The sequence below is a fragment of the Parvibaculum sp. genome, from assembly GCF_039680535.1.
Lineage (GTDB): Bacteria > Pseudomonadota > Alphaproteobacteria > Parvibaculales > Parvibaculaceae > Parvibaculum.
This window is the reverse complement of record NZ_JBDKSS010000017.1, coordinates 74448-97482: the sequence shown is the minus strand read 5'-3', so window position 1 is coordinate 97482 and position 23035 is coordinate 74448. Positions and strand designations below refer to the sequence as shown.

Here is a 23035-nt window from a genome sequence, read left to right as displayed (position 1 = left end):
TCACGCCTCACTTAGCTTTTCGGCAGGCCGAGAACGCGCTCGCCAATGATGTTGTGCTGAATTTCCGATGTGCCGCCGCCGATGGTCGCGGAGAAGGCGTTGAAGTAGGAGCGCTGCCAGAGGCCGCGGTCATAGGCGAGATCGTCGCCGACGTAATAGGCGGCGTTCGCTCCCTGCAGCGAGAGCGCGAACTGGTTCAGGCGGCGCTGGTATTCGCTGCCGACGAGCTTCGCCGACATCGGGATCGAGAAGGGCCGCTCCGAGGTCAGCGCCTTTACCTTCGCGCGGGCCGAGTTCAGCGACTGTGCACGTTCTTCCATGATGAACTGGACGAGCCTGTCGCGGATCTGCGGATCTTCGATGGCCGGTCGCCCGTTGCGCTGCGCGGTGCGGGCAAGCGCTACGACCTCCGAGACTTCCTTGCTCATCATCGAATGACCGCCGGCCTGTCCGCCGACCGCGCCGCGCTCGAAGGCGAGCGTCGCCATTGCGACCTGCCAGCCGCCGCCTTCCTTGCCGATGAGGCAGGTGTCGGAAATGCGGGCGTCGGTGAAGAAGGTCTGGTTGAAGCCGTATTCACCGGTGAGCTTCCTGATCGGTACGACCTCGATGCCCGGAATGCGCATCGGGATCAGGAAGAAGCTCAGGCCTTCATATTTGTTGTTGGTATTGGCGTTCGAGCGCGCGAGCAGGATCATGTATTTCGCGTGCTTGCCGAGGCTTGTCCAGATCTTGCTGCCGTTGAGCACGAACTCATTGCCGTCGCGCGTCGCCTTCAGCTGCGCATTGCCAAGGTCGGAGCCGTGGTCGGGCTCGGAGAAACCCTGGCACCAGATGTCGTCGGCGCTGAGGATGCCCGGAATATAGGCCTTCTTCTGCTCTTCGGTGCCCATGTTGAGGATCAGCGGGCCGGCCCAGTTGAGGCCGATCGTGTTCGTCATGAAGAGCACTTTCTGGCGCACCATCTCGCGTGTCACGATGTCCTGCAGCGCCTGCGGCTTGCCGCCGCCGCCATATTCCTTCGGCCAGGCCATGCCGAGATAGCCTGCCTCATAGACTTTTCGCTGCCAGTCGCGCAGGAAATAGAACTGATCGTCGGTGCCGACCTCCATGAAGGATTGCGGCAGAAGAAATCCCGGATCGGCGGGTTTGTTCTCGTCGAACCAGGCCCGAACTTCCGTGCGGAATTCGTCGAGTTCCTGTTTGCTCAGGCTCATTCGTCGTCCCTCTCTTTCAAATTCCGAGCTGGCGGGCGGCGAGATCGCGCATGATCTCTTCCGAACCGCCGCCGATTGCATTGACACGCACCTCGCGATAGATGCGCTCCACCCGGCAGCCCCGCATATAGCTCGCGCCGCCCATGATCTGCATCGCCTCGCGGGCGCATAGTTCCATCGTCAGCGTCGACTGCACCTTCAGCAGCGAAAGATCTGCGACCGGCGTCTCGCCTGCCTTCACGCGTACCACGCATTGCTCGAGATAGGCCTGCGTGGCGGCAATGTGGCGCGCCATTTCTGCGAATTTGTGCCGGATCACCTGATGGTCGCCGAGCCGCTTTCCGAATGTTTCGCGGCTGCGGGCCCAGGCGAGAGCATCCTCGAAGCAGACGCGGGCATGTGCGACGGCGCTTGCCGCAAGGCCGATACGCTCATTGTTGAAATTGAGCATGATGCCGATGAAGCCGTTGTTTTCCTCGCCGATGCGATTTTCGACCGGCACACGCACATCGTCGAAATGGAGTGCTGCCGTATCGGAAGACCACCAGCCCTGCTTCTTCAGGGGCGTGCGCGTGAAGCCCGGCATGTCGCGCTCGAGGAGAAGCAGCGAGATGCCTTTGGCGCCCGGCCCGCCGGTTCGCACCGCGACCGTATAGTAGTCGGCGCGCATGCCGCCTGTGATGAAAATCTTCGATCCGTTGACGATGTAGTGGTCGCCGTCGCGCACCGCGCGCGTCTTGAGATTGGCCACGTCCGATCCACCGGACGGTTCCGTGATCCCGAGCGCGTGGATCTTCTCGCCGGCAAGAACCTGCGGCGCGACCCGGCGCTTCATCGCGTCCGATCCGATGGCGAGGACCGGCGGCAAGCCGATGCCATGGACCATCAGGCTCGCATTGATGCCGCCCGCGCCAAGACGGGCAAGCTCTTCGGCGGTGACGATCGAATACAGCGGATCGTTGACCGGCGTACCGCCATATTCCTCCGGAAAACCGAGACCGATCAGGCCGACTTCAGCCGCCTTTTTGTAGAGTTCGCGCGGAAATTCGCCGGCCTCCTCCCATTCGTCGACATGCGGCATCATCTCCGTCTCGACAAACTTCCGGAGCGTTGCGCGCCAGGCGCGATGATCGTCGGTATAAAGCGGACCCATATAGCGATGGTCGAAGTCCACGGGGCTCTGGCCGTCGGAGAATTTCACTGACATCCCGTTTCCCTTCGTCAGAGTGCGATGGCGCGCTGGAAGGCGGGCCGCGTGCTCAGTCGCTGGTAATAGGCTTCCGTATTCGGTTTGAAGCCGGGGCGAAGGCCAAGCGTCTCGGCGAGATAGAGCGCATAACCGATACAGATATCGGCAATCGTGAAACGTCCGGCGCAGAGGAATTCGCGCTCGCCCGTCGCTCGTTCGACGCTCTTCAACCGCGAGAAGAACCACTGCGTGTAGTCGTCGACGGCCTGCTTCAGTCTGCGCTCTTCGGGTTCGAGCTGCGTGTAGCGCAGCACGATCGTCTGCGGGAAGGTCAGCGTCGCGTCGCTGCGGTGCAGCCAGTTGAGATAGACACCGTAGTCCTTGTCCTGCGGCGTCAGGCCGAGATCGGAAGGGCCATGGCAATCGACGAGATACTGGCAGATCGCCGCCGATTCCGTCATCGTCAGATCGCCCTCGGTCATCGTGGGCACAGTGCCGAGCGGGTTGATGTCGAGATAGCCCTCGTGGAGAACGCGCGGCGGGAACTTCATCGACACGAGCTCATAGGGAATGCCCATTTCCTCGAGCGTCCAGAGCGGCCTGACCGAGCGCGCCGTCTTGCAATGATAAAGTTTGATCGTCATCTCAGGCCCCACTCGCCGCTTTTTCGATTTCAATGATGAGCGTGTTCGCCGGCACCTGATCGCCTTCGGCGACATTCACCGCAGTCACCTTGCCGTTCACCGTCGCGTTGATCTCGTGTTCCATCTTCATGGCTTCGAGAACGACGAGCGGTTGCCCCTCGCTCACAGCGTGGCCGACCGCGACGTGAAGACGAAGGATCTTGCCATGCATGGGCGCGAGAACGCTGCCGCTCGAGGCGGCCTCGTCGGCACCAGTACCCTTCAGCAGAAGATTGTCGAAGAGGAAACTCCGGCCATCGACTGCCAGATGAAGCCTGCCATTGTCGGCGGCGACGAGGCGAACCGTCTTCTGCACATTGTCGATCAGCACCCGCGCCACGCCTTGTTGGTCGTTCAAAACCTCGATCGTGTGGGCGCCGGCTCCCTCTTCGACGCGATAGGTCTCGCGACCCAATGCGCTGACGCGGAATTCGGCTGGCGCCTCTTCATCCAGCATGTAGGAGAAGCGGCTGACGAGCTGGCCGGCGCTCGCCCAGTCGCGAAGGTGTGGTGTCAAGGCGACGGCCTTGGCGGCGAGGCGATCCCGGGTGGAGCGAAACTGGAGCACGGCGGCGATCGCGGCTTGCGCGCGGGAGGGATGAACCTTCTGCAGCGCAGCCTCGCCAAAATTCTCGGGCAGGAAAGCCGTCGTCGCTTCGCCGGCGGCAAAGCGAGGATGCGCGAGGATGGCGACGAGGAAATCCTTGTTGGTGACGGGGCCGAAAACGGCGGTCTCTTCCAGCGCGCGGATGAGGCGACGGCGCGCCTCGTCGCGGTCATGACCCCAGGCAATCACCTTGCCGATCATCGGATCGTAGAAAGGTGAAATCTCCTGCCCTTCGCGAAGCCCGTGGTCGATGCGGATACCGTCGCCGGTCGCGGGCTGCCAGACATCGACGCGTCCGCTCGCCGGCAGAAAATTGTTCGAAGGGTCTTCCGCGTAGAGGCGCACTTCGATGGCGTGGCCGGTCAGCGTCAGGTCTTTCTGGGCGAGGGGCAGGGGCTCGCCACGGGCAACGCGGAGCTGAAGCGCGACGAGATCGAGCCCGGTGATGAGTTCGGTCACCGGATGCTCGACCTGAAGCCGGGTGTTCATTTCGAGAAAGTAGAAAGCGCCCCTGCCGTCGAGCAGGAATTCGACCGTGCCGGCGCCTTCGTAGCCGATGCTGCGGGCCGCCTCGACGGCGGCGGCGCCCATGCGTTCGCGCAGTTCCGGCGTCATCACCGGGCAGGGCGCCTCCTCGACCACTTTCTGATGCCGGCGCTGCACGGAGCAGTCGCGCTCGCCCAGATGGATGACGTTGCCATGTGCGTCGCCGAAGACCTGTATCTCGACATGACGCGGTTGCCGCACCGCCTTTTCGAGAATGAGCTCGTCGGAGCCGAAAGCGTTGAGCGCTTCGGAGCGCGCGGAGGCGAGAGCCGCGGCGAGTTGATCCTTCTTCTCGACGAGGCGCATTCCGCGGCCACCGCCGCCGGCAGCAGCCTTCACCATGACGGGAAAGCCGATCTTGTCCGCCGCCGCGATGAAAGCGGCATCTGCCTGATCCTTGCCCTCGTAGCCGGGCACGCAGGGAACGCCCGCTTCGATCATGCGGCGCTTGGCCTCGGCCTTGTTGCCCATCAGGTGGATGGCGTCCGCCGACGGGCCGATAAAGACAAGGCCGGCCTCGGCACAAGCGCGCGCGAAATTTGCGTTCTCGGAAAGAAAGCCGTAGCCCGGATGCACCGCGTCCGCGCCGGTCGCGGCGGCCGCCTTCAGCAGCCGTTCCGGATCGAGATAGGAGGAGGCGACAGGAGCAGGGCCGATCAGCACAGCCTCGTCGGCAAGCGAAACATGCGGCGCGCCGGCGTCCGCCTCGGAATAGACGGCGACGGTGCGGTAGCCCAGCGCGCGAGCGGAGCGAATGACGCGCACCGCGATCTCGCCGCGATTGGCAACCAGGAGCTTGCTGAAGTTTTTCATCGAGGTTCCCATCACTCGGCCGTCACGGCCCAGCGGGCCTTGCGCTTTTCGACGAAGGCCGAGACGCCCTCGCGGCCTTCGTCGCTCAGCATGCAACTTGCGAAACCTTCGGCCGCGAAGTCCAGCGCGTCGGCGCGCGGGCGGCGCGTCGCCTCAAAAACGATGGCCTTGGTGATGGCATTGGCGCCCGGCGCGCAATTCGCGATCTGACCGAGCACATCCTTGCAGATGCGCTCCATGTCCTCCGCGCCGTCGGCGAGGAAATGCCCGATGCCGAGACGCACCGCCTCTTCGCCCTTGAAACGCACACCGGTCAGCATCAGGCGCCGTGCCTGCGTTAACCCTACGCGCTCGACGACGAAGGGCGCGATCTGTGCCGGCGGAATGCCGAGGCTCGTTTCGCTCAGCTGGAAGCGCGTTTCCTTTTCCACGATGGTCACGTCGCCGACACAAGACAGGCCGAGACCGCCGCCGACGGCGCCACCTTCGACCAGCATCACCACGACCTGAGGCTGCTCGTTGATCTTGATCATCAGATCGCCGAAAGACCGATTGCCCCGCGCGATTTCTCTCGCGTCGCCGGAGCCCTGCATGCCAGATTTGAAGCCCTTGATGTCGCCACCGGCGCAGAAGACGCCGCCCTTGCCGCGCAACACCAGCGTGCGGATCGTGCGATCGTCGCGCACGGCGTCGAGCACCGCGGCGAGCTCGCCCGTCACTTCGGCGGTCAACGCGTTGCGTGCTTCGGGCCGGTTCAGCCAGATGCGGAGTACGCTCTCTTCGCGTTCGAGGGTCAGGGCCGTCGTCGTCGGAAGCGTCGTCATTTTTCTTCTCCCGAAATCACATGCGCGCGATGCCGAAGCTGTTCGGCCGCACCTCGCGGTGGCGCGCCTCCCAGCAGGTTTCGAGCAGGAAGCCCAGCACGCGGCGCGTGTCACGCGGATCGATGAGCCCGTCGTCGAGCAGATGGCCCGAAGTGTAGAAGGCGTCCGACTGGCCGTCGAAATGCTGCGTCAGCATGTCTTCCTGCGCCTTGATCTGTGCCTCGTCGAGCGCTGCGCCGCGCCGTGCGGCGCCCGCCAGCATTACCTGCGACATGGTGCGCGCCGCCTGTGCGCCGCCCATCACGCCGGTCTTGGTGTTCGGCCAGGAGAAGACGAAATCCGGATCGTAGCCGCGTCCGCACATGCCGTAGTTGCCGGCGCCGAAGCTCGCGCCGATCATGAAGGTGAGGCGCGGCACGCTGACATTCGTCACCGCCTGGATCATCTTCGAGCCGTGCTTGATCATGCCGGCGCGCTCATATTGCGTGCCGACGAGATAGCCCGTCGTGTTCTGGAAGAAGACGAGGGGGATCTGCGCCTGATCGCAGAGCTGTATGAACTGCGCGGACTTGGTCGCACCGTCGGGATCGATCGGCCCGTTGTTGCCGATGAGACCGAACGCATGGCCATAGACTTCCGCCTGCAGGCAGACGGTCGAAACGCCATAGGCCGGTTTGAAGTCGAGAAGCTCGGAGCCATCGACGACGCGGGCGACCACCTCGCGCACGTCATAGGGCTTCCTGTAGTCGAGGGGCACGACACCGGCGAGCTCATCCGGATCGTAATAGGGCTCCGCAAAGCTGGCGGCCAGATGCATGGGGCAGCGCGCATTCCATTGCAGCCGCTCGACCACTTCGCGTGCGATCAGCAGCCCATGGCCGTCATTCTCGGCGAGATATTCGGCGAGGCCCGAAACGCTCGCATGCATTTCCGCGCCGCCGAGATCTTCCTCGGTCGCAACTTCGCCGGTTGCTGCCTTGAGAAGGGCAGGGCCCGCGAGGAAGGCCTTGCCGCGTCCCTTGATCGCGACGACGTAGTCGCTGAGACCCGGCATATAGGCGCCGCCCGCCGTCGAGGCGCCGTGCAGAACCGTGATGACGGGAACGCCGGCCGCGCTCAGCCGCGCGAGATTGGCGAAGAGGCCGCCGCCGCTGATGAAACCCTCGACCGTGTATTTCATCAGGTCGGCGCCGGCGCTTTCGACCAGATGGATGAAGGGGAGTTTCTTTGCGAGCGCAATTTCCTGACAGCGCCGCAGGCGATAGGTGCCGGCCTGTGTCATTGCGCCTGCGTTGATGCCGCTATCGTCGACGAGGATCGCCGCGCGCACACCGGCAACAAAGCCGATGCCCGCGATAACGCTTCCGCCGGGAACCGACTTCGCCGGGTCCTTGGTGTCGAGCATGTAGCCGGCCATGTTGCCGATTTCGAGGAAGGGCATGCCCGGATCGAGCAGGCGCGACAGTCTTTCGCGCGGCGTCAACTGGCCGCGTTCGTCGAAGCGGGGCTTGCGCTTTTCCGATTCGAAGACGGCCCGGCCGTTGAGCTCTTCGAGCTTGGAGGTCAGCTCGATCATTTCCGTACGGTTGGCCTTAAAGGCATCCGACATCGTGCTTATTTTCGAGACGAAGCGTGGCATGCGAACTTCTCCGGATCAGACGGCAGCTTCGAGATTGTCGCGTCTTGCGAGCGACGCCGGCACTTCGATTGGAACTTCCAGAAGCAATTGCGCATAGCCCTTGCCTTGCGGATCGTTGCGCAGACTTGCGACGCCGCCGCCGCCCAGCACATTGTGCAGCAGGAAGTTGAGCGCATGTGGCCCCGGCATTACAAAACGCTCCACATCGCCTTTGAGGAAATGCGCGAAGCGTTCCGCCACGACCTTCGCCGTCAGCGACCGGCAGATATAGGGAAAGTAGTCCGCCCGGCGAGCGATCACGCCGATATTCGACTTGTCGCCCTTATCGCCACTGCGCGCCCAGGCAAGCGCGACGAGCGGAACGCAAATGAGCCCCGATGTCTCTTCGGCCATTGGCGTTTCCGGACGCAGGAGAGGGGCGGGATCGAAGCGCTGGCCTTTCGTGTCGGCGAAGCCGCTCTTCTTTCCATCGATCTCGACCGAGATCGAAACCTTGTTCTTCGGAATGGCGAAGGAAAAAAGCCGGGCAACCGGGGTCGGCTTCGGACGTCCGCCGGCAAAGCCGGAAAGACCGGGCGGTGTCGCAAGGCCAAGACCCGTCGCTTCCTTCAGCAGAATGCCGATGCCTGTCGCGTCGGGATGCTTTGCTGCGATCTTCACGACGACTTCGCGCGCGACGTTGACGCGGGAGAAGTCGCCATATTGCGATTCCGCGCCGATGACCTCGGTGCTGATTTCCGTAAAGTCGGGGAGGTTGAGGCTGCGCAGCGCGCGGCGCGCGCGCTTATAGACGACTTCGGCGAAGCGTGCGGCCTTGCGGCTCGCATCGATGCCGTAAAAGCTCATGGTCAGACCGCCGCGAAAGCCGTCGACATAGGTCGCGCAGACCTTGTAGGTGTCAGGGGCCGGATGTCCCTTCGCGCCGCTGACCAGAACGCGGTCCGGGTCCTGCTGCTCGATCTTCACATTCGAGAAGTCGCAGACGACGTCGGGCAGCATATAGGCCTGCGGATCGCCGATCTCGTAAAGCATCTGCTCCGAGACGGTGCCGACATTGACGATGCCGCCGGTGCCTTCGGGTTTCGTGCAGATGAAGCTGCCGTCGGCCGAGATTTCGGCGATCGGATAGCCGATGTCCTCAAGCCGGTCGATGACGCTTTCCCAATCGGTGAAATTGCCGCCGGTCGCTTGCGGCCCGCATTCGAGAATGTGACCGGCGAGGCTGCCGCCCGCGAGTCTGTCGAGGTCGGCAGGCGTCCAGCCGAATTCGTGGATACAGGCGCCGAGCGTCACGGCGCTGTCGACGCAGCGTCCGGTGATGACGATGTCGGCGCCTTCATCCAGCGCCTTTGCAATCGGGAAGGCGCCGAGATAGGCGTTGATCGAGAGAATTCTTGACGGATCTGGAAAGGCGTCGGCTGAGAACATTTCAGCGAAGCCTTGTTGCGCAAGTTGATCCTTTTGCGCGACCAGATCGTCGCCGGTGACGGCAGCGACCTTCAGATCGAGGCCGCGGTCAGTGACCAGCTTGCGGACCGCAGCGGCGCAAGCTTCCGGGTTCACGCCGCCGGCATTGGAAATGATCTTGACCCTCTGGCGCGCAATCTCCGGGAGGTTGAGCTTCAGTGACAGCGAGACGAAATCGGTGGCATAGCCCGCCTCTGGCTTCTCGGCGCGGGCGCGGGCCATGATCGACATGGTGATTTCGGCGAGATAGTCATAGACGATATAGTCGAGGCCGCCGCCCGCAAGAAGCTGCGGCGTCGACATGGCGGCATCGCCCCAGAAGCCGCTCGCCCCGCCGATGCGGATCGCTTTTTTCGCCATATCCTTCGCCTCCTCCTAGCCCGGACAGGAACGATCATGTTCCATCCGGTTCGGTTGCCTCGTCTTGTTTTTCGACGTTTGCAAACCGTGCGCACTGTTTTTATTATGGCGCCGGACCGCAAACAAGCGAATTTAGGTTCTGTTGACAAAGGGATTCACGGCCGCGCGGTGATGTGATTCAAGACTGCCTTTCGAGAGGAGGCGGTTTTGATTCGTGACTTGATGATCGATGCGGAATGGGAGTTTTTCGAGCCGTTCGTTGTTGCTGGCGGTCCATTGAGTGGTCGCCCGCCGTCCGATCACCGGCGCACACTGGACGGCATCTTCTGGATCACGAGGACAGGCGCACCATGGCGCGATCTGCCCGGGGAACTTGGCAAATGGAACTCTGTCTATCGGCAGTTTCTGCGATGGAGCCGGTCGGGGCTCTGGGACCTGCTGCTCGAAGCGCTTGCCGACAGTGGCGTCGCGCCGAAGACCATTCAGATGATCGACTCGACCGTTATCCGCGCCCACCATCAGGCTGCGGGCGCAAAAGGGGGACCCAAAATCAGGGTCTTGGCCGCTCGCGCGGCGGCTTTACGAGTAAAATCCATGCCCGCACGAATGGCGAAGGTCTCCCGCTCGGCTTTGTCATCACGCCCGGCGAAGCGCACGACGCCACGGCCTATGATGCGTTGATGAAGCAAGAGGCTGATCGGCCAAAGACTTTGCTCGCCGACAAGGCCTACGACACCGACGCGATCCGGGCCGATCTGAAACGGCGCGGTATCAAGGCCGTCATTCCGCCAAAGGCAAACCGTAAAGTCGCAATCCGTTACAACAAGCGTCTCTACCGCGAGCGCAACTGCATCGAGCGCGTCTTCGGACATCTCAAGATCAACCGCGCCATCGCCACAAGATACGACCAGCTCGCCGAGACCTTCCTCGACCTGTTGTTCTTGGCATCTGCTCGCTACTGGCTCAAAGTTGTCCACGCCGCCTAGTGCCAAATGTTCTGACGACGGACAGAGAGGGTTTTGTTGAAAAGGGTAGGGACACCCTCAATTGGCGTCGCGACCGCATCAGGCGGGCTGCTATGGGGCTTCAATGAACATGTTGGGATGCTGATGTCTCCGGCGTCGCAAGGTCCGGTGCTATAGCTGACGACGTTCCGGAGTTCCTCAGGGACATGCAGCACAACCTGAGGAGCCTGCGGCCCCCTTCGCGCCACTCACCGCTGCGCATCAGGAATGCGACGGTGATGTCGGATTTCAGCATCTCGTTGAGTTCCGCCATTTCGGGATAGGCGAGCATGTGCCGGAAGATCGGCCAGGGCCCGTTGTCGTCGTCGTCGGCTGGTACCGTGTACATCAGGCGGTTTCCTTCGCGATGATTTCCGCCGGCACCTCGGGGCAGATCGAGGGATTGGGCTGGCACCGGATGCCGGCATCGCGGAAATCCTTGCGGCCCATTCCGGGAACCTTCATGCCGCAGCAGCAGATCGATCGCACGACTTGCCGGCCCGTGGTGCCGCAGTTCGAGCACCGGAATTCGCGGACTTCGGGAATGATCCGTTTCTTGACGCGAGGATCCCTGTCGACGCGCATCATGACGCGGCCGAGGCAGATCCGGCAGAGATGGTCGGTAAACTCGAACCTGCCGGGTACGCTCAAAACAGGCTCCCCTGACGGAAGCTGGGGCGCCCGGCAAATGTTCTGACGACGGACAACCGCAGCCTGAGCCCTGTCCGCCCCGTCGAGCGCACTCCTGGCCGCTGGTATAAGTTGATAGACGTGCGCAAGATCTTAAGACTGTCCTGTGCGCGCGGAATGCTCCAAAGGTGGCTCCGGCTGCGGCGCAATCGCGCCGCGACTATCCCAGCGCCGTGCGACCGCTTCGAGGGCGTCAAGCGCATCGCCCAGTTCCCTCCCGTTCTCGGTCAACCCATAAGTGACTTCGGGCGGGATCGTCGGGTTGTGTTCGCGATAAATAAGCCCTTCGCTTTCGAGCAAACGCAAACGCTCAGTCAGCACCTTGGACGAAACACCAGCCAGCTGCCTCTTCAAAACACCGAATCTGAGTGGCCCATCCCGCCTCAAGGTCCACAGGATATACATTGTCCAAGGCCCCATAAGGACGCGGAACATCGCTTCGACGGGACAAGACGACTCATGGGCGAAACGGGTCATGGGTAGTTACTGCCGGGTACCTACTTTTCAACGGAGAGTCGCTTCCATTAGGATGTTAAGCGAGAGACGGGGTCTTGGCAATCGACTGGCGGCTCCGCAATCCCAAGGCAAGTGTTCAGGAGGCGTAGAGATGATTTTGGTGATCGGCGCGACCGGCAATATCGGGTCCGAAGTGACGCGGCAACTCGTGGCGAAAGGCGTGGGGGTCCGGGCGCTGGTCCGTGACAGGGCCAAGGCCGAGGCCGTGCTGGGAACGAAGGTGCAGTTGGTGGCGGGCGATCTTTCCCGCCCTGAAACGGTGGCCGCCGCCATGGACGGCGCGGACAAGCTGTTCCTGGTCACACCGCTTCATCTCGATCAGATCGCCATGAAATCGGCGGCGATTCAGGCGGCGAAGCCGGCCGGCGTGAAGCATATCGTCATGTCGACGGGCATTGGCGCGGGGCCCGACGCCGGTGTCGAAATCGGACGCTGGCATGGAAAGAACCAGGAAGAGGTGAAGGCGACGGGCATCGCTTACACTTTTCTCCAGCCGACCTTCTTCATGCAGAACATGCTCATGTTCGCGGGCACGATTCGTGAGCAGGGCGCTTTCTATATGCCGCTAGGCGATAGCAAGGTTAGCTGGGTCGATGCCCGCGACATTGCCCAGGTCGGCGTCGTGGCCCTGACCGAGGCCGGACACGAGAACAAGGAGTATCCGATTACCGGTGGCGAGGCGGTCAGCTGCGCGGAGATGGCCGCGATTCTGTCCGACGTCCTCGACAGAAGCGTCAACTATGTCGACGTCCCGCTCGCCGCGGCAAAGGAAGGGATGATGTCGGCCGGGATGCCGGAGAAGCTGGCGGACCTGATGAACGAGCTTTACGCTCTGGGTCCGGCCGGTCATCTGGCTTATGTCGCCGATACGGTCGAAGCGGTGACAGGGCGCCGCCCGCGCACCTTCCGTCAGTTCGCCGAAGATCACGCGGCGGCCTTCAAGGGATGAAGTCTGCGGTTCGAATGTTCAGGAGAACCCGGCTGCAGCAGGTCGGGGCTTGGATCGTAGGTGCGCCTTGAGCAGGCTACCCACGATCTTCGCGCCCCATGGCGGCGGCCCCTGTTTTTTCATGGAGTGGAATCCGCCCGGCACGTGGGATCGGATGGCGGCCTACTTGCGCCAAATTCCCGAGGACATCGGCGCGCGCCCGAAGGCCATCGTCTTGATATCAGGTCATTGGGAGGAAGAGGTCGTTACAATCCAGAACAATACGTCGCCGCCGCTCCTTTATGACTACTACGGCTTCCCGCCGCACACATATGAGATCAAGTTTCCGGCCGCTGGCGCCCCGGAGCTTTCCGCTCGGATCGCTGCGTTGCTGGGCGAGGCGGGCATTGACTGGAAATACGATCACGGCCGGGGCTTTGATCACGGCGTGTTCATCCCCTTGAAGGTTGCGTTCCCCAATGCTGATGTCCCGATCGTGCAGGTCTCTCTGCTGGCGAGCCTTGATGCCGAGGATCATATCCGGCTGGGGCAGGCGCTGGCCCCCTTGCGCGACGAAGGCGTGCTGATCATCGGCAGTGGCATGACCTACCACAACATGCAGACCATGATGGCCAGCATGCGCGGTGGCGGCGTTGACGTCGGTTCTCCAGACCCTGGGTCGCAGCGCTTCGATGCGTGGCTGGAGGAGGTTCTCACCAAGGCCACGCCCGAGAACCGCATCGATGCGCTTGCTGCCTGGCACAAGGCGCCCGCCGCCCGTGACGCCCATCCACGTGAGGAACACCTTCTGCCGCTTCACGTCGCGGTCGGCGCGGCCGGTACTGATCCGGGACGCAAGACGCTGACGGATGTCGTCATGGGGGCAGTGGAATCGGCGTTCCGGTTCGGGTGATGTTTCGGGCCATCGCGGCCCATTCGGCCCCAACCAAGTCAAACGGCTATCACACTGACGCCGTCATGAGATGCTGACGATCTCAAATCTCGACGGTCAGCAAGTGTCGGTCTCGGTCGAAACCTGCCGACGGGCAGTGTTGCAGCGCAGCGCTGGCCTACGCCACCGGCTTCCGGCCTGATCGGCGCAGGCATCGTGGGCCTCGTCGCCGGGGCCGCAACCTATGGCCTACGGGTGTTCCTCATCGGGTCGCTACGCTCGCCGGTCCTGCGCCTGATCGTGGCGCTGGTGTTCGCCGCACCTGCCGTCGTGGTGGGCCACACCGGATAGCGATGATCACTACGTTTACGCTATTGCCCTATAATCCAACTGGTAGCGAGGTCGCCGAATCCCCAGACTGTTGAGGTCCTTGACGCTGACCAATCGACCATGGCGGTTGGCGGCGAAGGCGGTGGCTGGACCGAGACGGGCAAGCTCGACGCGCTGGGTCACTCCCTTGATGCGCTTCTCGTTCGCCAGATCGATCCTGAGATCGATGCGCTCGTCGATCGGGTCACGTCGCTCCTGAGCTCTGGCTGGACCCGCGTGCGGGTCGTAACAGACCATGGCTGGCTTCTGCTTCCCGGCGGTCTGCCGAAGGTCGAGCTTTCGCCGCATCTCGTGGCGACCAAGTGGGCGCGCTGTGCCGCCGTGAAGGGACACTCGACGCCGGCGATACCGACCTATCCCTGGTACTGGAATCCGGTTCTTCGGATCGCTTCGCCTCCGGGCGTGGGCGCGTTCATGGCGAACACCGAGTACGCCCACGGCGGCGTCAGCCTTCAGGAATGCGTCATCCCCGACATGATCGTCGAGCGCGGCGAGGAAGCATCTTTGGCGGCCATCACCGAGGTCACCTGGCGCGGGATGCGGTGTCGCGTGGCCGTTCGAACCAACACGCCAAGAGTCATGGTCGATCTACGGCTCAACTGGAAACAGGCCGCATCCAGCATTGCGGCATTCGCAAAAGAACTCGCAACAAACGGCGAAACGAGCTTGGCTGTTTCAGATGACAAACACGAAGGAGCGGCTGCGTCGGTTGTCGTCTTCGACGCATCTGGACGGGTACTCGATTACAAGCCGACAACTGTCGGAGAAGATCAATGAGCATGGCACTCGACGACCTGGATAGATTGGCGGCACCGGTTTTTGACGGATACATTGTCCGAAAGGATTTGGTCCGGAAGTATTCGCGCCAATATCCCGTCCCGACTTACGTCGTGGAGTTCCTGCTCGGACGCTATTGCGCCAGCGTCAACGAAAGTGAAATCGCCGAAGGGCTGCAAATCGTTGAGAAGCAACTCAAGGATCGCACCGTTCGCACAGGCGAGGAAGAGCTGTTTAAGGCGCGTGCCAGAGAGACCGGTTCGATCAAGATCATCGACATCGTCCGCGCCCGGCTGGACGCCAAGAACGATTGTTACGTTGCCGAATTGCCAAGTCTGACGCTGCGGGATGTTCGAATCGAAGATCAGCTGGTTCGCGACAACGAGCGCTTGCTGACTGACGGTTTCTACGCCGAAGTGACTCTCACCTACGACGGAATCATCGCTCAGGAGAAGGGCGGCCGTCCCTTCAAGATCGACGCGCTTCGCCCGATCCAGATGTCGAAGTCAGACGTGCTCGATGTTTATGCCAAGGCCCGGGGAAGTTTCAGTACGGCACAGTGGATCGACTTCCTGCTGCGTTCAATCGGGCTCGAACCCGGCGCATTCTCTGAGCGAGCAAAGCTCGTCGCGCTGCTGAGGATGATCCCGTTTGTCGAGCGCAACTACAATCTGGTCGAGCTTGGGCCACGGGGCACCGGCAAGTCGATGCACGCCCAGGTGAGGCGCGTGTTGCGGCAGGCTTGGGAAATGGACGACGCCGCCAAGGCCGAGACGCTGCTTCGAAACCTCGCCCGGCGTCTCGAAAAGGATTGGGAGGGCGTTTCCGCCTCGATCCTCGAAGGGCTCGACGAGATGCTCACCGTCACGCGGCTCGGGTTGCCGGCCGACCTGCGGCGGTCGCTGGCCTGCACCAACATCGTCGAGAACGTCATGGGGACGGTGCGGCGCGTCTGCCGCAACGTGAAATACTGGCGCTCGCCTTCGATGGCTCTGCGCTGGGTGGGCGCCGCCATGCAGGAGGCCGCCAAAGGCTTCAGGCGGCTGAAGGCCCATAAGCAGCTTCCGCTTCTGAAGGCGGCGCTCGCCGCACGCAAAGCGAATGCCGCCCCCTCGAACGAGCATCTTGCTCAAACCGCCAAGGCCGCATAGCATTCATGCCAGCGACGCCGATCGCCGCTTTTCAACATCAAGCGGGACATCCCCACGTTTGGACTCGGGACTGGACAGCCGGAGAAATCCGCGGCCGGAGATGGACTAAAAAGTCCAAATGAGCCTTGATTTTATTGAACCGCTGCTAACTCTTAATCAGCGGGTCCGTGGTTCGAGTCCACGTGCGCCCACCAATCTTCCGGCAGTTCTGAAGCCGGCCTCCCAATGCTAGCCCTCTGCGACATATCGACCGGCGACCGCGGATCCGCGCAGGTTTTTGCGCGGCCAGGCGTATGACTGACCATCAGAAACAATCGGGATACCGGCGGGCGAGGTTTCGTCCTGTAAGAGGAGTGCAGCAGAGATGAGCAACACGGCGACAAGGCGCGATCGTATTTTCGGTATCGTCCCACGCAATCTGGCGACGCCGTTGACCGCATCGGTCTTCGTCGTGATTGGTGCATCGGGCCTCATGCTCTTTTTCGGGCTGTTCGAGGGTTCCGTAAAGGAGATGCACGAGTGGATTGGCGTCGCCTTCGTTGCTGTGGCGCTTCTTCATGTCGTGAAGAACTGGAACCCGCTTCAGATCATGTTGAAGCAGCGGGTCACCAGGCTCTCCGCCCTTGCCGTCGCGCTGGTTGCAGCTGTGTTCATCGGCGGTGCGCTCATCGGGGGCGAGGAGGAAAATCCCATTCGTGTGATAGCGCGCGCGGTCGAAAACGCGCCCCTTGAAGCGTCTGCCGCGGTGCTCGGCATTTCGCAGGATGAAATCTTTGCGCGACTGCGCGTGGCGGGCATCGAACCCGCCGCCGATGCGCGTTCGCTCGCCGACATCATCCAGAAAAGCGGCGCCGACCCGCGCCGGGTCATGGGGGCGGTGGTTGCCGCGCAAGACTGAACGGCTGCCTGCCTTCCTCAAAAAATGCACCAAAGCCGGTTTTCAATTTGGGACGGTTCCGCTTTGACTTTGCCGCTCCGGCCATTCTCAAATGGAGTGGTTGAATTGACCTCCGAATTCTTGTCGGGCGGTCGTCAAAGTGGACAAGGCAATGCAGACGCCGGACATCATCTTCGTCAGTTTCGACGAGCCGAATGCCGACGAGCATTTCGAGAGGCTGAAGAGCTTTGCTCCGTCGGCCAAGCGGCTGCATGGCGTACGCGGAATTTATGCGGCTTATCAGGCGGTGGCGGACCTCGCCGCCACGCCTTACTTCTACATGGTCGATGCCGACAGCTGGATTCTGGACGGCTTCTCTTTCGCAATTCCGGAAGGGGCGAGCATCGCGGATATCCAGATGTGGAGTGCGCGAAATGCGGTCAACGGTCTGCGCTGGTTCAATGGTGGACTGAAGCTTCTGAGCAGGAGTGCGGTCAGGTCGATGAAGCCGGATGTCGTCGATTTCTTCTCCTCGATGGAGGGATCGCGAGTGCTGACCACCGACATCGCCACCGAGACGCGGTTCAATGCGACGCCGTTCCTCGCCTGGCGCGCCGCCTTTCGCGAATGCACGAAGCTGACGGGACGGGTGGTCCGGTTTTCCGATGCGGCCGAGCATCTGAAGGTCTGGCAGACGCAAGGCGCGGACAAGCTCAATGGCGCCTGGTGCATGCTTGGCGCGCGCATGGGGGCAAATTACGGATTGAAGAACCCGACGAGACAGGGCCTTGTCAGGGTCAATGACATGGAATGGCTGAAGTCGGTTTTCGATGAGGCGTTGAGGATCAACGCGATAGCGGTGATCGAAGCGGAGATCGCCCGTAACTGAACGGGCCGGTACGGCACCGGATCAGGCGAAGGGGACGCTGAGGGACAAAGAGCCTGGCCGCTTCGTCAGGTCCCTGAGATCGTGAAGCCTGCGTCCGATGCTGTAGCGCCATGTGCGTTTCGGCTTGCGCGCGCGATGGGCTTCAATGCTGCTGTCGGTCTGGCGCTCGCCGGCATAGGGCGGCTGAACGCACAATGCGGGGGTCATTTGATATATGCGGAGCTGCGAGAACTCCGGCACACGATGATCGAACATCAACACGTCGATCGGATAGCGGTAGCTCTCCGAAAGCCTCAGCAGCTTTTCAGCACCGGTGCGGCTGACGATATAGCCGCCGGCGCCGAGATGCCGGGACCGGAGGCGATGAAGTCTCCGGTCGTCGATTTCGCCTATCGGGCGTTTGTCGAGCAGGATGTCTTTCTGTGTAGTCTCGATCTTGATGAGGTCGTAGCGGGCAGGCAACCAGTCATGCCGCCCGACAATGCGATCGAAATCGGCGCTGAGCATGGCATCGTCTTCAAGTACGCATGCGCAGGAAGCTCCGCTTTCGATCAGTTCCGACCAGGCGGCGCGATGGCTCTTCGTGCAGCCCATTTCTGGTGGTGTAAGGTCGTAGCCGTTTGGAAAATGGAGTCCGCGGGCGAGTTCTTCCGGAGGGAGTTTCCAGCCATCTACAGCCGCTATGCGCCGAAGGTCGGGAACACGGGTCCGCATTCTGGCCAAACGATCTGTCTGGCTTTCGAGATTGATGACATAGACGTCCAAGGATCGACTCCGACGGGCGTTGTTAGCGGGTAAATTGAAAAGATTCGTACAAACTATATCTGCGCGCCCGATACGCTGCCACTTTGCAGGCAATTTGTCGAAAATATATTCAAGCCAACGTGACCGAGTATGAGCAAAGCATTCACAAAAGAAAGCGAAAACGAAGCCGAGGACGATCTCGAAGCGACCGATGCGTTGCCGCCTGGCACAAAGAATTACATCACGCGTAAGGGCTTTGAGCGGTTGCAGGCGGAACTGCGCCATCTCAAGCGCGTCGAGCGGCCAAAAGTTGTTGAGACGGTTGCATGGGCTGCGGGCAATGGCGATCGCTCGGAGAATGGCGATTACATTTATGGAAAGAAGCGCCTGCGTGAAATCGACCGCCGTATGCGGTTTTTAGGCAAGCGGCTTGAGATCGCGGAGGTTGTCGATCCGGCGCGCCAGACGAAACGCGATCAGGTCTTTTTCGGCGCGATCGTGACTTATGAAAATAAGGCGGGGGAGGAGCGGACCGTGCGAATCGTCGGCGTGGACGAGGCGCGGAGCGAACTCGGCGAGATCAGTTGGGTATCTCCGGTCGCGCGGGCCTTGTTGAAGGCGGAGGTGGGCGATCAGGTCGAAGTGCGCACACCGAACGGTCCCGAAATGCTCGAAATCGTTGATATCCAATATGACGAAAAATGAAAAAGGCCGGGAAGTTGAATTTCCCGGCCTTTCAATTCATTGAAGTCGGTCGCTGAAATCAGCCGCCATTGGCCGAGCGCTTGCGGGCGCGGCTGCCGGGGCGGTTGCGGCTCTGGTTCCTGCCGCCGTCACTCTTGCGCTGCTCGCCCTGGGCCGCTGCGGCGTGGCCGCCGGCGCCGGGGCGCTTGCCATGGGCCTGCGGCTTGCCTTGCGGCTTGCCGCCGCGCGGCTGGCCCTGCTTCGGGCGCTGCTGCTGGCGGCGTTCGCCCTGGGGCTCTGCCGCGAAGGCTGCCGAAGGCGTATCGCCGATCAGCGGGCGCGTATCGACGACCTGGAGCGTACGGCGCGTCAGGCGTTCGATCTGCTTGAGGTATGAACGCTCCGAAGCATCGCAGAAGGAGAGCGCGATGCCGCTGGTGCCGGCGCGGGCCGTGCGGCCGATGCGATGGACATAGCTTTCCGGTTCGTTCGGCAGTTCGAAATTGATGACATGCGTGATGCCATCGACGTCGATGCCGCGCGCGGCAATATCGGTTGCGACAAGCACGCGGGCGTCGCCGCTGCGGAACAGTTCCAGCGCGCGCTGGCGGGCACCCTGCGACTTGTTGCCATGGATCGCCGCAGAAGGAACGCCGCCCTTGTCGAGCTGCTCGCTGACGCGGTTGGCGCAGTGCTTGGTGCGCGTGAAGATGATGACGCGGGAGAGGTCGGGATTTTCGAGAAGCTTGGCGAGAAGCTCGCGCTTGCGCTTCTGATCGACGAAAAGGACATGCTGCTCGATGCGATCGACCGTCACGACTTCAGGCGTGACCTCGACGCGAACCGGCGAACGCAGAATTTCGGCTGCCAGAGATTCGATCGACTTCGGCATGGTCGCGGAGAAGAGCAGCGAGTGCCGCTCGCGCGGCATGGTGGCGATGATCTTCTTCACATCGTTGACGAAACCCATGTCGAGCATGCGGTCGGCTTCGTCGAGGACGAGGATCTTCGTATCGGCGAGCTTGACGTGGCGCTGGTTCATCAGGTCGAGCAGGCGGCCGGGCGTGGCGACAAGAATGTCGACGCCGTTCGCCATCGCCTTCACCTGGCGCAGCTGGCTTACGCCGCCGAAGATGACCGTGTGGCTGAGATGAAGGTTGCGGCCATAAACGGCAATGCTCTCGTCGATCTGGATGGCGAGTTCGCGCGTCGGCGCGAGGATCAGCGCGCGCGCGCCGCGGGGGGTGCGCTTCGTCTGATCATGGGCGAGCTTCTGCAGGATGGGCAGCGCAAAGGCCGCCGTCTTGCCGGTGCCCGTCTGGGCAAGGCCGAGCAGGTCGCGGCCCTGAAGCAGCGAGGGAATCGCCTGTGTCTGGATGGGGGTAGGGGTTTCGTAGCCCTCGGCGGCAAGCGCACGGCAAATGGGCTCGACAATGCCGAGTTCGGCGAAAGTTTGGGTCGTCATTCTGTCACTAATCTTTCAGACAAGCGGATCGGTGCCGACCGGTATGGTCGGACCTCTGGCGCGGGTTGCCGCGTCCAACGCGCTTGGATCGGGGGGATCTGACTGTGCCGAGATTAGGCGCGTCCGGGGCGCAAGGCCCGCTGAAATGGACGGCGCAAAGCGCGCTCGCGAGTACAGTCACGGCGTAAATGCGCTCTCCGCCGCCATAAGTCAAGGTGCCGCGAGGTCGGCCTTTCTCGCGACAATCCGGAAACGGCGCATTTCCTTCACATTCCGGGTGGATAAACATCGTCGAGAAGACGCGCATCCGACGCCAATCCCCATTGAGGCGGCGGCGCATTCTGGGCATGATCGCGCCATTCGCGAGGCAAATGGCGTAGAGGGAAAGCGATGATAACTGCCTATGTGAGATCGAACGGCACGCTCAGCCCCTTGCCAGTCGAACCTCATGGGCAAATCCCTGACGCCGTGGTCTGGCTCGATCTGCTTGAGCCGACGCCCGAGGAGGAGCGCTTCGTCGACGAGGTTCTGGGCCTCGACGTTCCTTCCGAAGAAGAGATGCAGGAGATCGAGGTTTCGAGCCGCCTCTATCAGGAGAGGGGGGCTCTCTACATGACGGCGACCGTCATGGTCGGCGCCGATACCGCGAAGCCCGGCCGCTCTCCTGTCACATTCGTTCTCGTCGGCCACCGGCTTCTCACGCTGCGCTATGCCGAGCCGCTTCCTTTCCGCGTGTTCGCGGCAAAGGCGCGGCGGCACACCATGCCCACAAACACGGGCGAGGAGGTGCTGGCCGGGTTGCTCGACGCCATCGTCGATCGCGTCGCCGATATTCTCGAGCGCGTGCAGGGCGAAATCGACACCCTGTCGAGTGACATTTTCGTGCGGGATGAAAGCGCGCCGAAGCTCGATTTCGACGAGGTGCTGCGGCGCGTCGGTCAGGTGCAGGCGCTGACCACCCAGGCACGTGAAAGCCTTGTCAGCATTGCGAGACTCCTGAGCTTCATCGGCAGGCCGGGGGAGACGAAGCTGCCCAAGGCATTCGAGCGTGGCTTCAAGACCATCGCCCGGGACGTCATGGCCTTGAGCGACCATGCGAGCTTTCTGACCAGCAACATCAACTTCATGCTCGATGCCACCCTCGGCATGATCAACAACGAGCAGAACGGCATCATCAAGATTTTCTCGGTGGCTGCCGTCGTCTTCCTGCCGCCGACGCTCGTCGCCAGCATCTACGGCATGAATTTCGACATTATTCCCGAGCTGAAATGGCAATTCGGGTATCTATGGGCCATCGGGCTGATGATCCTGTCCGCCGTCGTGCCCTATTGGTATTTCAAGCGGCGCGGCTGGCTCTAGCCAATTGAGCCTGCGAATATGAAAGCTATGCAATGGATGGCCGTCATGTGCCAAATTCCCTTGCGGTAGCATGTGATAAAATGTTCACTACGCGCCGTTCGGGGTGGCAGCAACCCCCCGGAAAACCGGAGAAATCTGCGCTTTTTGAGGGCGGTTCCAAGCCGACTCGGAAGGCGGCAAATGGCGCTTGTAGCGCTTGAGAGGGACGAATGGGCCTCAAGGTTCTGATTCTGGGTGTTAACGGCTTCATCGGCAGCCATCTCAGCGAAGCGATACTGCGAACGAAGAGCGACTGGGAGGTCTATGGAATGGACCTCCAGCAGGACAAGCTGGAAGGCTGCATGGGCCATCCGCGCTTCCACTTCGTCGAAGGCGACATCACGATCAACAAGGAGTGGATCGAGTATCACGTCCGCAAGTGCGATGTGGTCCTGCCGCTTGTCGCCATCGCGACGCCCGCCGTCTACGTCTCCGATCCGCTGCGTGTGTTCGAGCTCGATTTCGAGGCCAATCTCGCCATCGTCCGCTACTGCGTCCGCTACAAGAAGCGCGTCGTCTTCCCCTCGACCTCGGAAGTCTACGGCATGTCGCCGGACCAGGAGTTTGACGAGGAGACGAGCAATCTGGTGCTCGGGCCCATCGGCAAGCAGCGCTGGATCTATTCCTGCTCGAAGCAGCTTCTCGATCGCGTGATCCACGCCTATGGCCTCAAGGACCAGCTGCGCTACACGCTGTTCCGTCCCTTCAACTTCATCGGTCCGCGTCTCGACAACATCATGGCGGCCAATGAAGGCTCGTCGCGCGTGCTGACGCAGTTCCTTGGCAACATCCTGCGCGGCAAGGACATCCAGCTCGTCGATGGCGGCGCGCAGAAGCGCTGCTTCATCTATATCGACGATGCCATCGAGGCCCTGATGCGCATTCTCGAAAACGAGAACGGCGTCGCCGACCAGCGCATTTTCAACATCGGCAATCCGACCGCGGAACTGTCGATTGCGGAACTCGCTGAAACGATGCTGTCCGTCGTTTCGGAATTTCCCGGCTACGAGAATGTGCGCGACCGCGTAAAGCTCGTCAGCACGAGCTCCGGCGAATATTACGGCAAGGGCTATCAGGACATGCTGGTGCGCGTGCCCTCGATCAAGGCGATCCAGTCGCTCGGCTGGAACCCCTCGACCGACGTTCGCTCCGCCATTCGCAAGACGGTTGAGTATTATATCGATCAGTTCGGCCCGGCTGCCGACCAGAACGCCGTCGAAACCGAGTTGCTGTGACGGGCGGCGAATTGCCGTTCGTCTTCGGCCGCCCGCGATTAGTGGACTGA

At 61.9% G+C, this 23035-nt stretch carries 22 protein-coding genes and 2 pseudogenes; 12 read left to right on the top strand and 12 right to left on the bottom strand.

Annotated features, from left to right (window positions below; translation table 11 throughout):
- Window positions 1-11: 11 nt before the first annotated feature.
- The 7 genes from ABFC66_RS12770 to ABFC66_RS12740 all read right to left on the bottom strand — a co-directional run bounded on the left by ABFC66_RS12770 (window position 12) and on the right by ABFC66_RS12740 (window position 9345).
- The gene (locus ABFC66_RS12770) at window positions 12-1217 is read right to left on the bottom strand and encodes an acyl-CoA dehydrogenase family protein (RefSeq protein ID WP_346741347.1); all 1206 of its coding nucleotides are present in this window, start codon (window positions 1215-1217) and stop codon (window positions 12-14) included.
- A 16-nt stretch (window positions 1218-1233) separates the two neighbouring features.
- Window positions 1234-2370, bottom strand: a complete 1137-nt coding sequence (locus tag ABFC66_RS12765; RefSeq protein WP_346741369.1) for an acyl-CoA dehydrogenase family protein — start codon at window positions 2368-2370, stop codon at window positions 1234-1236.
- A 68-nt stretch (window positions 2371-2438) separates the two neighbouring features.
- A complete protein-coding gene (locus ABFC66_RS12760) occupies window positions 2439-3050 on the bottom strand; it encodes a glutathione S-transferase family protein (RefSeq protein ID WP_346741346.1) in 612 nt (203 codons plus the stop codon).
- 1 nt (window position 3051) lies between these two features.
- Entirely contained in the window at window positions 3052-5055 is a 2004-nt protein-coding gene (locus tag ABFC66_RS12755) for an acetyl-CoA carboxylase biotin carboxylase subunit (RefSeq protein WP_346741345.1), read from the bottom strand.
- An 11-nt stretch (window positions 5056-5066) separates the two neighbouring features.
- A complete protein-coding gene (locus ABFC66_RS12750) occupies window positions 5067-5879 on the bottom strand; it encodes an enoyl-CoA hydratase/isomerase family protein (protein ID WP_346741344.1) in 813 nt (270 codons plus the stop codon).
- 16 nt (window positions 5880-5895) lie between these two features.
- Complete coding sequence (locus ABFC66_RS12745) at window positions 5896-7488, bottom strand: carboxyl transferase domain-containing protein (protein ID WP_346741343.1); 1593 nt, start codon at window positions 7486-7488, stop codon at window positions 5896-5898.
- Window positions 7489-7533: 45 nt separating this feature from the next.
- The gene (locus ABFC66_RS12740; RefSeq protein WP_346741342.1) at window positions 7534-9345 is read right to left on the bottom strand and encodes an acyclic terpene utilization AtuA family protein; all 1812 of its coding nucleotides are present in this window, start codon (window positions 9343-9345) and stop codon (window positions 7534-7536) included.
- A gap of 36 nt (window positions 9346-9381) precedes the next feature.
- On the opposite strand from ABFC66_RS12740, the gene ABFC66_RS12735 reads away from it, so the two are divergent.
- Window positions 9382-9522, top strand: coding sequence for a hypothetical protein (locus tag ABFC66_RS12735; protein ID WP_346741341.1), 141 nt, complete (start codon window positions 9382-9384; stop codon window positions 9520-9522).
- Between the two features lie 45 nt (window positions 9523-9567).
- Window positions 9568-10331 (top strand): IS5 family transposase gene (locus tag ABFC66_RS12730; protein WP_346741368.1). Its coding sequence is split into 2 segments (ribosomal slippage): window positions 9568-9877 and window positions 9877-10331, totalling 765 coding nucleotides; the frame shifts between segments, so codons are not numbered across the junction.
- Window positions 10332-10431: 100 nt separating this feature from the next.
- On the opposite strand, the gene ABFC66_RS12725 is transcribed toward ABFC66_RS12730, so the two are convergent.
- From ABFC66_RS12725 to ABFC66_RS12715, 3 genes are all read right to left on the bottom strand, one after another.
- On the bottom strand, window positions 10432-10698 hold the full coding sequence (locus tag ABFC66_RS12725) for a hypothetical protein (RefSeq protein ID WP_346741340.1): 267 nt from the start codon (window positions 10696-10698) through the stop codon (window positions 10432-10434).
- Complete coding sequence (locus tag ABFC66_RS12720) at window positions 10698-11000, bottom strand: hypothetical protein (protein ID WP_346741339.1); 303 nt, start codon at window positions 10998-11000, stop codon at window positions 10698-10700. The genes ABFC66_RS12725 and ABFC66_RS12720 overlap by 1 nt, the downstream gene beginning before the upstream one ends.
- A gap of 132 nt (window positions 11001-11132) precedes the next feature.
- Complete coding sequence (locus tag ABFC66_RS12715) at window positions 11133-11516, bottom strand: helix-turn-helix domain-containing protein (RefSeq protein ID WP_346741338.1); 384 nt, start codon at window positions 11514-11516, stop codon at window positions 11133-11135.
- A 130-nt stretch (window positions 11517-11646) separates the two neighbouring features.
- On the opposite strand from ABFC66_RS12715, the gene ABFC66_RS12710 reads away from it, so the two are divergent.
- The 7 genes and pseudogenes from ABFC66_RS12710 to ABFC66_RS12680 all read left to right on the top strand — a co-directional run bounded on the left by ABFC66_RS12710 (window position 11647) and on the right by ABFC66_RS12680 (window position 17459).
- Window positions 11647-12504 (top strand): SDR family oxidoreductase, encoded by an 858-nt coding sequence (locus ABFC66_RS12710; RefSeq protein WP_346741337.1) that lies wholly within the window; start codon window positions 11647-11649, stop codon window positions 12502-12504.
- Between the two features lie 67 nt (window positions 12505-12571).
- Window positions 12572-13396 carry a class III extradiol ring-cleavage dioxygenase gene (locus ABFC66_RS12705; RefSeq protein WP_346741336.1) on the top strand — a complete coding sequence of 275 codons (825 nt, stop codon included), beginning with the start codon at window positions 12572-12574 and terminating at the stop codon, window positions 13394-13396.
- 429 nt (window positions 13397-13825) lie between these two features.
- On the top strand, window positions 13826-14542 hold the full coding sequence (locus tag ABFC66_RS12700; RefSeq protein WP_346741335.1) for a hypothetical protein: 717 nt from the start codon (window positions 13826-13828) through the stop codon (window positions 14540-14542).
- Window positions 14539-15240 (top strand): annotated as a pseudogene (locus ABFC66_RS12695) (anti-phage BREX system Lon protease BrxL); the annotation flags it as partial. The gene ABFC66_RS12700 and the pseudogene ABFC66_RS12695, both read left to right, overlap by 4 nt.
- A gap of 9 nt (window positions 15241-15249) precedes the next feature.
- A pseudogene (locus ABFC66_RS12690) lies at window positions 15250-15693 on the top strand (transposase); the annotation flags it as partial.
- A gap of 364 nt (window positions 15694-16057) precedes the next feature.
- Window positions 16058-16591: a DUF4405 domain-containing protein gene (locus tag ABFC66_RS12685; RefSeq protein ID WP_346741334.1), complete on the top strand. Its 534-nt coding sequence runs from the start codon at window positions 16058-16060 to the stop codon at window positions 16589-16591.
- 151 nt (window positions 16592-16742) lie between these two features.
- Window positions 16743-17459 carry a hypothetical protein gene (locus ABFC66_RS12680; protein ID WP_346741333.1) on the top strand — a complete coding sequence of 239 codons (717 nt, stop codon included), beginning with the start codon at window positions 16743-16745 and terminating at the stop codon, window positions 17457-17459.
- 21 nt (window positions 17460-17480) lie between these two features.
- On the opposite strand, the gene ABFC66_RS12675 is transcribed toward ABFC66_RS12680, so the two are convergent.
- A complete protein-coding gene (locus ABFC66_RS12675; protein WP_346741332.1) occupies window positions 17481-18224 on the bottom strand; it encodes a glycosyltransferase family 25 protein in 744 nt (247 codons plus the stop codon).
- 129 nt (window positions 18225-18353) lie between these two features.
- On the opposite strand from ABFC66_RS12675, the gene greB reads away from it, so the two are divergent.
- Complete coding sequence (gene greB / locus ABFC66_RS12670; RefSeq protein WP_346741331.1) at window positions 18354-18908, top strand: transcription elongation factor GreB; 555 nt, start codon at window positions 18354-18356, stop codon at window positions 18906-18908.
- A 58-nt stretch (window positions 18909-18966) separates the two neighbouring features.
- Here the strand turns inward: greB and ABFC66_RS12665 are convergent, their stop codons facing one another.
- Window positions 18967-20352 (bottom strand): DEAD/DEAH box helicase, encoded by a 1386-nt coding sequence (locus tag ABFC66_RS12665; RefSeq protein ID WP_346741330.1) that lies wholly within the window; start codon window positions 20350-20352, stop codon window positions 18967-18969.
- Between the two features lie 390 nt (window positions 20353-20742).
- Here ABFC66_RS12665 and ABFC66_RS12660 point away from each other — a divergent pair, with 390 nt between their 5' ends.
- Both ABFC66_RS12660 and ABFC66_RS12655 read left to right on the top strand, forming a co-directional pair.
- A complete protein-coding gene (locus tag ABFC66_RS12660; protein ID WP_346741329.1) occupies window positions 20743-21711 on the top strand; it encodes a magnesium transporter CorA family protein in 969 nt (322 codons plus the stop codon).
- Window positions 21712-21920: 209 nt separating this feature from the next.
- Window positions 21921-22985 (top strand): bifunctional UDP-4-keto-pentose/UDP-xylose synthase, encoded by a 1065-nt coding sequence (locus ABFC66_RS12655; protein ID WP_346741328.1) that lies wholly within the window; start codon window positions 21921-21923, stop codon window positions 22983-22985.
- Window positions 22986-23035 lie beyond the last annotated feature (50 nt).